We start from the raw sequence: 12985 nt of genomic DNA, 5'->3' as shown, positions 1-12985 counted from the left end.
GAGCCATGATTCGTTTCGACCATGTGAGTCTGACGTACGGCAGAAAGCTGGCGCCTGCGCTCGACGACGTCAGCTTCGACATCGAGCGCGGCGAGTTCGTCTTCCTCGTCGGCCAGTCCGGCTCGGGCAAGAGCTCGCTCATGCGTCTCATGACGCACGAGGTGACGGCTACGTCCGGCCAGATCCACATCGCCGGGCGAGACCTCATGACGATGCCGCGCCGCAAGGTGCCGTCGCTGCGCCGCGACATCGGCGTCGTTTTCCAGGATTTCCGGCTGCTCGAGAACAAGACGGTCGCCGAGAACGTCGCGTTCGTCCTCGAGATCCTCGGCTGGCGTCGGGGCGCGGTGCGCACGGCCGTGCCCGAGGCGCTCGAACTCGTCGGCCTCGCCGAGAAGTCGCGCCGCTTCCCGCACGAACTCTCCGGCGGTGAGCAGCAGCGCGTCGCCATCGCGCGCGCCGTCGTCAAGCAGCCCGCCATCCTGCTCGCAGACGAACCGACCGGCAACCTCGACCCCGAGAACTCCGAAGAGGTCGTCGGCGTGCTCGACCGCGTCAACCGCACGAGCACGACGCTCGTCATGGCAACGCACGACAACTCGCTCGTCGACCGCCTGCAGCGGCGCGTCATCGAGATGAGCGACGGCCGTCTCGTGCGCGACTCGACCGGCGGCTACCGCTCCGAGGCCACCTCACGACGCTCCGGCGCGCGCCGCCTCGACGCCGTCGCAGAACAGGACGGCCACGACAGTCACGACGCCCACGACGATCCGTCAGCTCTCGACGGCACGACCACCGCAATCCCGGGCGCCCGCGCCACGCGCCGGGGGCGCGACATCACGGGAGCTGCGTCGTGAACCTGCGTTTCCTCGCCTCCGAGGTCGCTCAGGGGGTGCGTCGCAACACCTCGATGATCGCCTCGGTCGTACTCGTGTCGATGGTGTCGATGATCTTCGTCGGTGCCGGGCTGCTCGCGCAGCGTCAGGTCGACGCCGCCAAGGGCGATTGGTACGACAAGGTCCACGCGTTCGTGTTCCTGTGCACCGACTCCGACACGGGCGTCGCCTCGTGCGCCGGCGGCAAGGCGAGCGCAGCGCAGACCGAGACGGTGCGCATCAACCTGACGAACCTCGCGCCGCTCGTCACGAAGGTCGACTACAGGACGAGCGAGCAGGCCGTCGCGATGTTCCGCGAGCAGTACCACGACTCGCCGTACGTCAGCAGCGTCGACGCGTCGTCGATGCCCGCATTCTTCGAGGTGCGCCTCGACGACCCACGGCGTTTCGACGAGATAGCGAGCGGATTCACCGGCATGCCGGGCGTCGCGCACGTGAGCAACCTGCACGAGGTGCTCGCACCGTTCTTCTCGTTCCTCACGATGCTCGGCGTCGGCTCGGCCATCATCGCGACGCTCATGGTCGTGTGCTGCGTGCTGCTCATGGTGACGACGATCCGGCAGGTGGCGTTCACGCGGCGCCGGCAGGTCGGCATCATGCGCCTCGTCGGTGCCTCGAGCGCGACGATCTACCTGCCGTTCGTGGCCGAGGTGCTGCTCGCCTCGCTCGTCGGCGCGACCCTTGCCTCGGCCATGCTGTGGGCGATGGTCCACTTCGGCGTGAGCAGCCTCGCCGGCTCCGGGGGCGGCTTCGTCAACCTCGTCGGGGACGACGACGTCCTCGCCGTCGTGCCGTGGCTGTACCTCGGCGCGCTCCTGCTCGCGATCGTCACGTCGTGGCTCACGCTGCGTCGCTACCTCAAGGTGTGACGGTGGCGCCCACCAAATCCCGTCGCCGACTCTGCGCCGCAGCCCTCGCCGGGACCTGCGCGCTCGGTGTCGCGTCCGGGTCGAGCCACGCCGTCGGTGACGACGTCGACGACAAGATCAAGAACAGCAAGTCCGAGATCGACGACATCTCGAAGTCGCTCGCCGACGCCGACGCGACGCTGACGAAGACGAACAAGGCCGTCGCGGCCGCCGACAAGAAGGCAAAGGACGCGAAGAGCGCCCTGACGAAGGCCCAGCAGAAGCAGCGTGACGCCGCGTCCGACTACGACGTCGCCAAGGCCGACGAGGACGCCTCGCGCACCGCCCTCGCGACGAACCGCGCCGACCAGGCGAAGGCACGCACCGAGGTCGGTGGCCTCGCGCGCAACGCGTTCGAGACGGGCGGGCTCGGCGACCTCACGTTCACCATCGAGGTGCTCACCTCGAACTCGGGTGTCTCCGGGTCGATGGCGCTCGCCGACATCGTCATGCGCCGCCAGCAGGGCGTCATCACGAATCTCAAGAGCTCGGCCGCAGCCGGGCAGAGCGAGGCGACACGTCTCGCGGAGATCCGGCGTCGTGCGAGCCTGGCGAAGACGAAGCAGGACGCCGCCGTCACCGCCGCGAGCACGGCGAAGACTGACGCCGACACCGCCGAGGCGAGTCTCGTGGCGTTGCAGAAGACGCAGAAGGACGACAAGAAGAAGCTCGAGGCCGAGAAGAAGAAGGAGGAGGCGAAGCTCGCGGCGTTGCAGGCTGAGAGCACGCGCCTGAAGAACGTCACGACGACGAGCAAGGATGTCGACACCAGCGTCCACGACGTGCCGCAGGGCACCGGTTTCCTCGCTTCCCCGGGCCCGATCTCGAGCATCGTGTCGGGCTACGGCTACCGCTTCCACCCCGTCCTCAAGATCGACAAGCTGCACGAGGGCGACGACTTCCCGTTCGCGTGCGGCACGCCCGTCTATGCCGCGGGTGACGGCACCGTCATCGAGGCGAACTACAACGACGTCTCCGGCAATCACGTCTACATCAGCCACGGAACCGTCAACGGTGTTCAGCTGACGAGCGCCTACATGCACTTCACGTCCCTGTCGGTCAGCGTCGGGCAGAAGGTCAAGAAGGGCCAGCAGATCGGGGTATCCGGGATGACGGGGCGCGTCACCGGCTGCCACCTGCACTTCGAGACCCGCGAGAATGGTGTGGCCGTCAACCCGCTGAAGTGGATAAAGTGACAGCTTCGGAAATGCCCGGCATGCCTGCGATGTTGTCTTCACCGACGTCGACCACGCCGAACGCGACCGCATCGAAGCAGAAGGGGGTGAGCCCATGCCGAAGGAACACGGCACGAAGGTGATCGCCAACAACAAGAAGGCGCGCCACGACTACCACATCGAGGAAACGCTCGAGGCCGGGCTGTCCCTCATGGGCACCGAGGTGAAGAGCCTGCGCATGGGGCGCGCGTCCCTCGTCGACGGTTACGTGCTCGAGCGCGACGGTGAGATGTGGCTCGAGAACGTCCACATCCCCGAGTACCTCCAGGGCACGTGGACGAACCACTCCGCGCGTCGGCGACGCAAGCTGCTGCTGCACAAGGCCGAGATCCTCAAGCTCGCGAACAAGGCGCAGTCGAAGGGGTACACCATCGTGCCGCTGTCGCTGTACTTCAAGGACGGTCGCGCCAAGGTCGAGATCGCCCTCGCGCGAGGCAAGCAACTGCACGACAAGCGCCAGACGCTGCGCGAGCGTCAGGACAACCTCGAGGCGCAGCGCGAGATGCAGGTACGCCTCAAGCGCGGCGGCTGAGAACCGAGCGAGCGCGCCGGTTGACCCGTCGGCACGCCCCCGCCTCGCCCACGTGGCAAGGTAGGGGCATGAGTCGCCTCAGGGGAGCACCTACGCCGTCGGCCCGCACCGCACTCGGCGCCGCCGCCGCCGTCGCGCTCGTCGCCATGAGCGCAGCGCCCGCTCAGGCCGCGAGCAACGACAACATCCGCATCACGAACTACGACATCCGCTACGACGTGGGCGCCGACGGTGGCGTCGACGTCACGGAGAATCTCGACGTCCGCTTCAGCGACAGCAGTCATCACGGGCTCGATCGCATCGTCATCACCGGCCAGGGCGTGAGCGACACCCAGCACCGTGAGTACCCGATGACGAACGTCTCCGTCACCTCCTCGACGGGAGCGCCGACGCAGCTGCAGCGCTCCCGTGACGGCGGCGCTGAGCGGTTGCGCATCGGCAGCCCGAACCGCACCGTGTACGGCACGCAGCACTACACGCTCAAGTACCACCTCGCCGGTGTTGTCAACAAGCAGTCGAACTCGTCGACCGAGTTCTTGATCAACGCGACGGGCAACGACTGGAAGATCCCGATCGACACCGCGCGTGTCACCGTCAAGGGCCCGGGCGCAGTCTCTCGGGCCAAGTGCTGGTACGGCGAGAAGAACTCGAAGCAGGAGTGCAGGGCGACGCCGGGGACGGAGGCGTCGTTCTCGGCGAACAACGTCGGCAACGGGCGCGGCATGACGATCGACGCCGACCTGCCGACGTCGGTGTTCACGAACACCGCCCCCATCCTCAAGGACGGCTCGGCCGAGGACGCGTTCGGCGTCAACGGGCCGCTGACGTCTTCGCAGCGCCAGGCCGTCAACATCGGCGGCGGGGCTCTGGCGGCGGCACTTGCGGGGCTCGGCGGGCTGTGGTTCGTCCGCGACCGTCGGCGCAACGCCGACGAGCGCTACAGCGGAATCGCACCCGGTCAGCTCCCCGCGCCCGGCCAGGAGGTGCCGGTCGAGCGGACGCGCGAGCCCGAGGTCGCCGTCCGGTTCGAGCCGCCCAACGACGCCACCGCGGGCCTTGCGGGCCTCGTCATCGACCGTCGCGCCGACAACCGTGACGTCGCGGGCACCATCGTCGACCTCGCGGTGCGCGGGTACCTGCGAATGGAACAGGTCGACAAGAGCGACTGGCTGCTCATCTCGAACCCGCAGCCCCCGGCGGGGCAGCTGCTGGCCTACGAGGCAGACCTACTCAACGCGCTGTTCTCCGACGGCTCGCAGGTGTGCCTGTCCGATCTGAAGAACCACTTCGCGGGCCACCTGGCGAACGCGAAGGAGGGCATCGAGGACGAGGCCGTCGCGCGCGGCTGGTTCAAGCAGCGCCCGAGCGCGAGTGAGGCCGGGGCCAAGGGCCTCGCGAGCCTGTTCGCGGTGCTCGCCGTCGTCTCGTTCTTCGCCGCGAACCACTTCCACCTCAACGGCTTCCTGTTCGGTGCGGGTTTCGCGATCGTCGCCGTCCTCGCGCTCGTGCGTTCGAAGAACGCTGCCGCGCGCACGCCCGTCGGCTCGGCGGTGTACGACCAGACGCGCGGGTTCGAGCTGTATCTCAAGACGGCTGAGGCGAAGCAGATCAAGTTCGAGGAAGCCGAGCAGATCTTCAGCCGCTACATGCCGTACGCGGTCGTGCTCGGTCTCGCCGACCGCTGGGCGAAGGTCTTCGGCCAGGTCGCCGCTGCCGCGCAGGCGCAGGGCTACCCGATGGTCATGCCCTACTGGTACGTGCCGTACGGCGGCTTCGGCGGCGGTTTCGGGGGCTTCGACAACTTCGGCGCCTCGATGGAGGCCTTCAGCGACGCGGCGTCGTCCGCGTTGTCGTCCACGCCCGGTTCGAGCGGCGGTAGCGGCTTCTCCGGCGGGGGAGGCTTCTCCGGCGGCGGCATCAGCGGTGGTGGTGGCGGCGGCTGGTGAGCCGGCCCGCCTGAACGACGCCGAAAGGGGCACCCGTCTCGAGTCAAGACGGGCGCCCCTTTCGCCTGCGCCGCACGACCTGACGGGCTCGAGCGGAGGCCGCGAGCCGTCAGGTCACGGCGGCGGACATCACTCGATGACGATGACGAGGTCGCCGCCCTCGACCTGCGTCTCGTGCGTCAGAGCGACGCGCTTGACGGTACCGGCGATGGGCGTCGTGATGGAGGCCTCCATCTTCATCGCCTCGATCGTCGCGACCGTGTCGCCTGCCGCGACCTCGTCACCCTCGGCGACGCTGACGGACACCATGCCCGCGAACGGAGCGGCGACATGGCCGGCGTTCTTCGGGTCGGCCTTCTCGACGGCGGCGACGTCGACCTTGACGGCGTGGTCGCGCACCTGGACGGGACGCAGCTGGCCGTTCACGGTCGCGAGCACGGTGCGCATGCCGCGCTCGTCGGGCTCGGAGACCGACGCGACCGACAGCAGGATCTTCTTGCCCGGCTCGAGGTCGACCTCGTGCTCCTGCCCGGGTGCGAGGCCGTGGAGGAACTCCTTCGTCGACAGCACCGACAGGTCGCTGTAGAGCTCGCGGGCGCGTGCGTAGTCCTGCGTCGGGCCGGGGAACAGCAGGCGGTTGAGCGTGCCGCGCGGGTCGCGTGCGAGGTCGGCCTCGTCATGGTCGCTCAGCTCCTCGACGCGCGTGCGCACCGTGCGTCCGGCGAGGGCCTTCGTGCGGAACGGCTCGGGCCAGCCACCGGGCGGGTCGCCGAGCTCGCCGCCGAGGAAGCCGATGACAGAGTCCGGGATGTCGTAGTTCTGCGGGTTGGCCTCGAAGTCCTTCGGGTCGGCGTTCGCGCTGACGAGCGCGAGCGCGAGGTCGCCGACGACCTTCGAGCTCGGCGTCACCTTGACGACGTTGCCGAGGATGTCGTTGGCCGCGGCGTACGTGTCCTCGATCGCCTCGAAGCGGTCGCCGAGGCCGAGCGCGATCGCCTGCTGGCGCAGGTTCGACAGCTGCCCACCCGGGATCTCGTGACGGTACACGCGACCCGTCGGCGCGGGGAGGCCCGACTCGAACGGCTTGTAGAGGGTGCGCACGGCCTCCCAGTACGGCTCGAGGTCGCACACGTTCGCGAGGTCGAGCCCCGTCGCACGGTCCGTGCCGTCCGTCGCCGCGACGAGCGCCGACATCGACGGCTGGCTCGTCGTGCCCGACATCGCGGCGCTCGCGACGTCGACCGCGTCGACGCCCGCGTCGATGGCGGCGAGCAGCGTCGCGAGCTGGCCACCGGCCGTGTCGTGGGTGTGCAGGTGCACGGGCAGGTCGAAGCGCTCCCGCAACGCGGTGACGAGGGTACGCGCCGCCGGGGCGCGCAGCAGACCCGCCATGTCCTTGATCGCGAGGACGTGGGCGCCGGCGTCGACGATCTTCTCGGCGAGCGCGAGGTAGTAGTCGAGCGTGTAGAGCTTCTCGTCGGGGGAGGCGAGGTTGCCGGTGTAGCACAGGGCCACCTCGGCGACGGCGGTGCCCGTCTCGCGCACCGCTTCGATGGCGGGACGCATCTGCTCGACGTCGTTGAGGGCGTCGAAGATGCGGAAGATGTCGACACCCGTGCGCGCGGCCTCGGTGACGAACGCGTCGGTCACCTTGGTCGGGTACGGCGTGTAGCCAACGGTGTTGCGCCCGCGCAGCAGCATCTGGATCGGGATGTTCGGCATCGCCTCGCGCAGCTTCGCGAGGCGGTCCCACGGGTCTTCGGACAGGAAGCGCAGCGCGACGTCGTACGTCGCGCCGCCCCAGGCCTCCATCGACAGCAGCTGCGGCGTCATGCGTGCGACGTACGGCGCGACGTGCAGCAGGTCGCGGGTGCGGATGCGCGTCGCGAGCAGGGACTGGTGGGCGTCGCGCATCGTCGTCTCGGTGACGGCGACGGCCTGCTGCTCGCGCAGAGCGCGGGCGAACGCCTCGGGCCCTTCGGTGATCAGCCGGTCGCGCGCGCCGGGCGGGACGGGGCCGCTGATGTCGAACGCGGGCAGCTTCTCGCGCGCCGTGATGGCGAGTGCTGAGTGGTCGCCGTACGGCTTGTTGACGGTCGTCTCGGCGAGGTAGGTGAGCAGCTTCGTACCGCGATCGCCGGGGGTGCGCGCGTCGAGCAGGTGCGGGTGGGTCTCGATGAACGACGTCGTCACATGGCCGGAGATGAATGCCGGGTCCTCGAGCAGGGCCTGCAGGAAGGGGATGTTCGTGCTGACACCGCGCACGCGGAACTCGGCGAGGGCGCGGCGGGCGCGGCGCACGGCCGTCGCGAAGTCGCGGCCGCGGCAGGTGAGCTTGACGAGCATCGAGTCGAAGTGGGCGCTGACCTCGGCGCCCATGTGGATCGTGCCGCCGTCGAGGCGAACGCCCGAGCCGCCCGCGGAACGGTAGGCGGTGATCGTGCCGGTGTCGGGGCGGAAGCCGTTGGCCGGGTCCTCGGTCGTGATGCGGCACTGCAGCGCCGCGCCGTGCAGGTGGATGTTCTCCTGAGCGAGGCCGAGGTCGTCGAGGGTGTCGCCGGAGGCGATGCGCATCTGCGCGGCGACGAGGTCGACGTCGGTGACCTCCTCGGTGACGGTGTGCTCGACCTGGATGCGCGGGTTCATCTCGATGAACACGTAGCGGCCGCGGGTGTCGAGCAGGAACTCGACGGTGCCGGCGCACGAGTAGCCGATCTCCTTCGCGAACGCGACGGCGTCGGCGCACATGCGTTCGCGCAGTTCGGGGGAGAGGTTCGGTGCCGGCGCGATCTCGACGACCTTCTGGTGGCGTCGCTGCACGGAGCAGTCGCGTTCGAAGAGGTGGACGACGTCGCCCTCACCGTCGGCGAGGATCTGCACCTCGATGTGGCGCGGGTCGACGACGGCTTCCTCGATGAAGCAGGTCGCGTCACCGAAGGCGGATTCGGCTTCGCGCATCGCGGCCTCGAGGTTCTCGCGCAGCGCCTCGGGCTTCTCGACGCGACGCATGCCGCGCCCGCCGCCGCCGGCGACGGCCTTGACGAAGACGGGGTAGCCGATGTCGTCGGCGCCCTTGACGAGTTCGTCGATGTCGGACGACGGCGGCACACTGCGCAGCGTCGGCAGGCCGGCGCGCTTGGCGGCGGCGATGGCCGTCGCCTTGTTGCCCGTCATGTGCAGCACGTCGGGCTTGGGGCCGATGAAGGTGATGCCGGCGTCGGCGCACGCCTCGGCGAGCAGCGGGTTCTCGGACAGGAAGCCGTAGCCGGGGTAGATCGCGTCGGCGCCCGATTCGCGGGCGACGCGGATGATCTCATCGACGTCGAGGTAGGCGCGCACGGGGTGGCCGACCTCGCCGATCTGGTAGGCCTCGTCGGCCTTGAGACGATGCTCGCTGCCGCGGTCCTCGTGGGGGAAGACGGCGACGGTGGTGGCGCCCAGCTCGGTGGCGGCGCGGAACGCGCGCACGGCGATCTCGCCTCGGTTGGCGACCAGGACCTTGCGGAACATGCACATCTCCGTTCGGGGTGGGGCGCCGCGGCGGCGCAGTTGGTGCTGACACTACCGGTCGCTCAGGGCTGAAAACCGCAGAGTTTCGCGGCAAAACCGACCAATAGCGAACAGTTGGCAACACACGCGTGTCTCGCACCACACCGGACGTGAGAAAAGCCTCTGGGCGGGCCCGACGCAGGGTCGAGCCCGCCCAGAGGCGAGGGTGTGCAAGCTGAAGCGACCGCGTCAGCCCACGTGCGCGGTGGGCGCTGCCCCGTCGGTCTGCAGTTCGTCGCTGCGAATCGTGATGAAGATCAGGATGAGCAGGGCTCCGACGAGAAGCATGCCGGAGGCCACCCAGAACCCGTGCGTCGAGGCGAAGGTCTGCACGTCGAGCGCTCCGGCTGCCTGCTGGGCCTGCATCTTCGACTTGAACTCAGCCGTTCCCTGCACCGACGTCGGCACCTTCGCCATCGCGGCAGCGGCGGCGGCCTTGAGCTCGTCGGCACGCTGCGTCGCATAGTGCGAATACACCGTGGTGAGAGCGGCGAGACCGATCGAACCACCGATCTGCTGCGCGGTGTTGAGCGCGGAGGCGGCGGCCCCCGAGTCCTTCGCTTCGACGCCGTGGGAGGCGGCGAGCGTCATCGGGATGAAGACGAAGCCCATGCCGAGGGCCATGACGAAGATGCCGGGCAGCAGGTGCGTCGCGTAGCTCGAGTGCGTGTCGAGCTGGGTGAACGACCACATGCCCGCTGCTGCGAGCAGGCCGCCGAAGCCCGAGAGGTAGCGCGGCTTGATGCGCGTGACGAGGTTTTGCGACAGGCCCGCGGCGATGACGATGCCGAGGCTGAACGGCAGGAACGCGAAACCGGACTTGACCGGCGAATAACCGAGCACCTGCTGGATGTACAGGCCGAGGAAGAAGAACATCGCGAACATCGCGGCACCCATGATGAGCATCGCGAGGATCGCGGTGCCTCGCGTGCGGTCGGCGAGGATGCGCATCGGCAACAGGGCGTGCTCGGTGCGGCTCTCGATGGCAGCGAACGCGATGACGAGCAGGGTGCCCACGATCAGCGGCACGAGGGTCCAGGTGTCGCCCCACGAGTGGGACGCGGCGTTGGACAGGCCGTAGACGATGCCGAACAGACCCGCGGTCGCCGTGACGGCGCCGATGATGTCGAGGGTGCCCTCGTGACCGTCGGATTCGACGAGCACGCGGGGTGCGAGCACGGCGACGGCGATGCCGATGGGCACGTTGATGAGCATCGTCCAGCGCCAGTCGATCTCGGTCAGCACGCCGCCGAGGATGAGGCCGATCGCTGCACCGGCGCCGGACATCGCGGCGTAGACACCCATGGCGCGGTTGCGCTCCTTGCCGGGCGGGAACGTCGTGTTGACGAGGGCCAGTGCCGCCGGCTGAGCCAGCGCCGCACCGGCACCCTGGAGCACGCGCGCGGCGAGCAGGAGGGTGGGGTTGGGCGCGATGCCGCCGAGCAGCGAGGCGAGAGCGAACACGGCGATGCCGACGGTGAACATGCGGCGGCGTCCGAAGATGTCGCCGAGGCGCCCGCCCAGCAGCAGGAGCGAACCGAGAGCCAGCGCGTAGGAGGTGACGACCCACTGAAGGCCGGACTGGCTGAAGTGCAGATCGGTCTGGATGTGGGGTAGCGCGATGTTCACGACCGTCCCATCGAGCACGATCATGAGCTGGGCGCAGGCGATCACGAAGAGCGCGAGGCTGAGGTTGGGCTTCGCGGGGTTGTCGGTGGATGACTCCACGGGTGCGTCGGGGCCGTGAGTGCTGACAGCAGCAGTCGACATCAGCCCCTCCTTTCTCGAGTTGGCGCCCTTGAGGGGCCGGGGCAGGCGTGGGGGAGAGGCCGGCGAGGAACCGACGGAGTGTGATGCGCGCGGGATCGAACGCGGGCAGCAGGGCGATCGGGCGCTGCCCTGGGGAGTGCAGCCGCGCGTTGGCCGCCGTTCGTCGGGATGGGGTCGGCCGTGGCGCGACGCAACGTGTCCGTGCGGCGAAGTGATTGAAGATGCAACGACCGAGGAACAACGATAGTCTTCGCGGGGTGAGGCGCCAAGCGATCCTCGTGTGGCGCATGACACGGCAGAGGCGCAGCGGGTGGGAATGCGCTCGCGTCCTTCGCTGTTGAACCGCTAGACTGACGGACGCTGATTCGTCAGTAAGCACAACTCCACAGAGCGAACAGTTTCCATGGGGATGATCGGTTTCGACATCGGTCGCCGTCCCAGGGGAAGCGGGCCGAGGATGCAGAGTTATCTCGTTAACGCTCTCTGCAAACTTATAGGTGCCGATTCCAAGCGCACCGACTTCGCCCTCGCCGCCTGAGCGAGCCCGAAGTCTGTCAGCCTGAGCTAGTTCTCGACTCAGTGTCTGGCATCAGCTAGAGAACTTGCTGCAACGTCTTGTCGAGGGGCGTTGTGGGACTCTCACTCGACTGGGCCTGTCGCGGAATGTGTCATTCCTTGCCGCGGGGCCGAGAAAATCCGCAGGATGACTGCGCCCGGAGAAGCCCTGGATCGCCGTCGATGGACGGGGGTTCAATTCCCCCCATCTCCACCACCTCCATGCATCGGTCGCGAGGCCGAGCGGCTGTTCGCAGAACTCGTCACGCAGCGTGAATCAGGCTGCTGCGTGACGCGTGTGGCACGGAGCCCGCCGTCATCCCTCCCGAGGGGTGACGGCGGGCTCTTGCACGTCGTGCGGTCCGGCTTTCACCACTCGCCGATGCCGAGCCACCGCTGCACGATCGGCGTCATAGATCGGGACAAACCCGGCCGGGTTGATGGCCGTCCCGCCCGACTTCTCGATCAATAGATCGCCCATGGACGAGCTCGTGGCGTCCACCGATCCCTACCAGTACGCACGCGGGAGGGCTCTGGCCAGCTCTGCGCCGCTGAAGGATTGAGAGATGAGCGGCGCCGCCATCAGCGTCTCGACGTCGGTCGACGGTGAGGACATGACGGTCGGTACGTGGCATCCGCATCCACGAAGCGGTGGCACTTTCCGCTATGAGAAGTCGTGGGCGAGCGCTGAGTACGGCTACTCGCTGTCGCCGGCGCTGCCCGTGCTGGCAGGCAGTGCGCCTCAGGTGACATATGCCGAGAAGGGGCCCCTGCCGCAGGTCTTCTCGGACAGCGCACCTGCTCGGTGGGGCCGGCAGATCATCGAACGGACGTGGCAGGCCGACGGCAGGGGTGTGCCTGACGCAGTCGACATCCTTCTCGCCGTGCGCGACCGGCTACGGATGGGCGCAATTCGCTTCGCGCGCGACGGAGTCGAGATGAGCGAGAGCGCACGCGTGCCCAAGATGCTCGACCAGGCTCACCTCGAGGCGGTGGCGCGGCGAGCGGAGAGTCACACGGACAGCGACGCGGACATCAAGGAACCGTTCGATGCGGGTTCGTCGATGGGTGGTGCGCGCCCCAAGGCCGTCGTCGTGGACGAGAACGGGCACCTCATGTTGGCGAAGTTCACCTCGACCAAGGACGACACCGACGTCGTCGCATGGGAGAAGGTCTGCCTGGACATCGCCGCACACGCTGGGATCACCGTTGGTGGCGGTGGCCGAAGCGTTCGAACCGCACATGGCCGCCTCCGGCCGTGTGGATCTCGCGGAGCTGTGGAAGCGCACAGTGCTGAACCTCCTCGTGGGAAACAAGGACAACCACCTGCGTAACCACGGCTTCCAACCGCACCACGATCGAGCCGTGCGCGACGGGTTCGACGGTGTGATGAGGCAGCGAACCCGCGAGGTGTTGGGGGAGCGCCCGGCCCCGTCGTGTTGGATCTCGCCCCACATGACGCCTCCGCTGGATCGGTGGGGCGATGCCGTGTCTGTGGGCGCCCGCTTCGCTCACCGGAGTCCATTGAGTGGAGTCCAGCAGAGTGGTGTACGACGGACCTGAGTGAGCGCGTGCCTTCAACGTAGGCGCGGCC

The 12985-nt window shown here is 68.4% G+C and carries 8 protein-coding genes and 1 other RNA gene; 7 read left to right on the top strand and 2 right to left on the bottom strand.

Annotated features, from left to right (window positions below):
• Positions 1-5 precede the first annotated feature (5 nt).
• The 5 genes from ftsE (at position 6) to J4Z35_RS07520 (ending at position 5517) form a co-directional block, all read left to right on the top strand.
• Positions 6-857 (top strand): cell division ATP-binding protein FtsE, encoded by an 852-nt coding sequence (gene ftsE, locus J4Z35_RS07540; protein ID WP_074040688.1) that lies wholly within the window; start codon positions 6-8, stop codon positions 855-857.
• Positions 854-1765: a permease-like cell division protein FtsX gene (ftsX, locus tag J4Z35_RS07535; protein ID WP_062258517.1), complete on the top strand. Its 912-nt coding sequence runs from the start codon at positions 854-856 to the stop codon at positions 1763-1765. Before ftsE ends, ftsX begins: the two co-directional genes overlap by 4 nt.
• Before the next feature lie 2 nt (positions 1766-1767).
• A complete protein-coding gene (locus J4Z35_RS14835; RefSeq protein ID WP_074040689.1) occupies positions 1768-3000 on the top strand; it encodes a M23 family metallopeptidase in 1233 nt (410 codons plus the stop codon).
• Positions 3001-3094: 94 nt separating this feature from the next.
• Entirely contained in the window at positions 3095-3571 is a 477-nt protein-coding gene (gene smpB / locus J4Z35_RS07525; protein WP_006943848.1) for an SsrA-binding protein SmpB, read from the top strand.
• Positions 3572-3639: 68 nt separating this feature from the next.
• Positions 3640-5517 (top strand): DUF2207 domain-containing protein, encoded by a 1878-nt coding sequence (locus J4Z35_RS07520; RefSeq protein ID WP_208065477.1) that lies wholly within the window; start codon positions 3640-3642, stop codon positions 5515-5517.
• Between the two features lie 129 nt (positions 5518-5646).
• Here the strand turns inward: J4Z35_RS07520 and J4Z35_RS07515 are convergent, their stop codons facing one another.
• Positions 5647-9027 carry a pyruvate carboxylase gene (locus tag J4Z35_RS07515; protein WP_074040691.1) on the bottom strand — a complete coding sequence of 1127 codons (3381 nt, stop codon included), beginning with the start codon at positions 9025-9027 and terminating at the stop codon, positions 5647-5649.
• A 228-nt stretch (positions 9028-9255) separates the two neighbouring features.
• Positions 9256-10836, bottom strand: a complete 1581-nt coding sequence (locus J4Z35_RS07510; protein WP_131941289.1) for an MFS transporter — start codon at positions 10834-10836, stop codon at positions 9256-9258.
• A 405-nt stretch (positions 10837-11241) separates the two neighbouring features.
• Here J4Z35_RS07510 and ssrA point away from each other — a divergent pair.
• Positions 11242-11608, top strand: a transfer-messenger RNA (tmRNA) gene (gene ssrA, locus J4Z35_RS07505).
• Between the two features lie 349 nt (positions 11609-11957).
• Positions 11958-12725 (top strand): HipA N-terminal domain-containing protein, encoded by a 768-nt coding sequence (locus tag J4Z35_RS07500; protein WP_074041181.1) that lies wholly within the window; start codon positions 11958-11960, stop codon positions 12723-12725.
• The last annotated feature ends 260 nt before the right edge of the window (positions 12726-12985 follow it).

The organism is Dermacoccus sp. NHGro5 (genome assembly GCF_017565385.1).
In the GTDB taxonomy this organism is placed as follows: domain Bacteria; phylum Actinomycetota; class Actinomycetes; order Actinomycetales; family Dermatophilaceae; genus Dermacoccus; species Dermacoccus nishinomiyaensis.
This window is presented reverse-complemented; position numbering and strand designations above follow the sequence as displayed.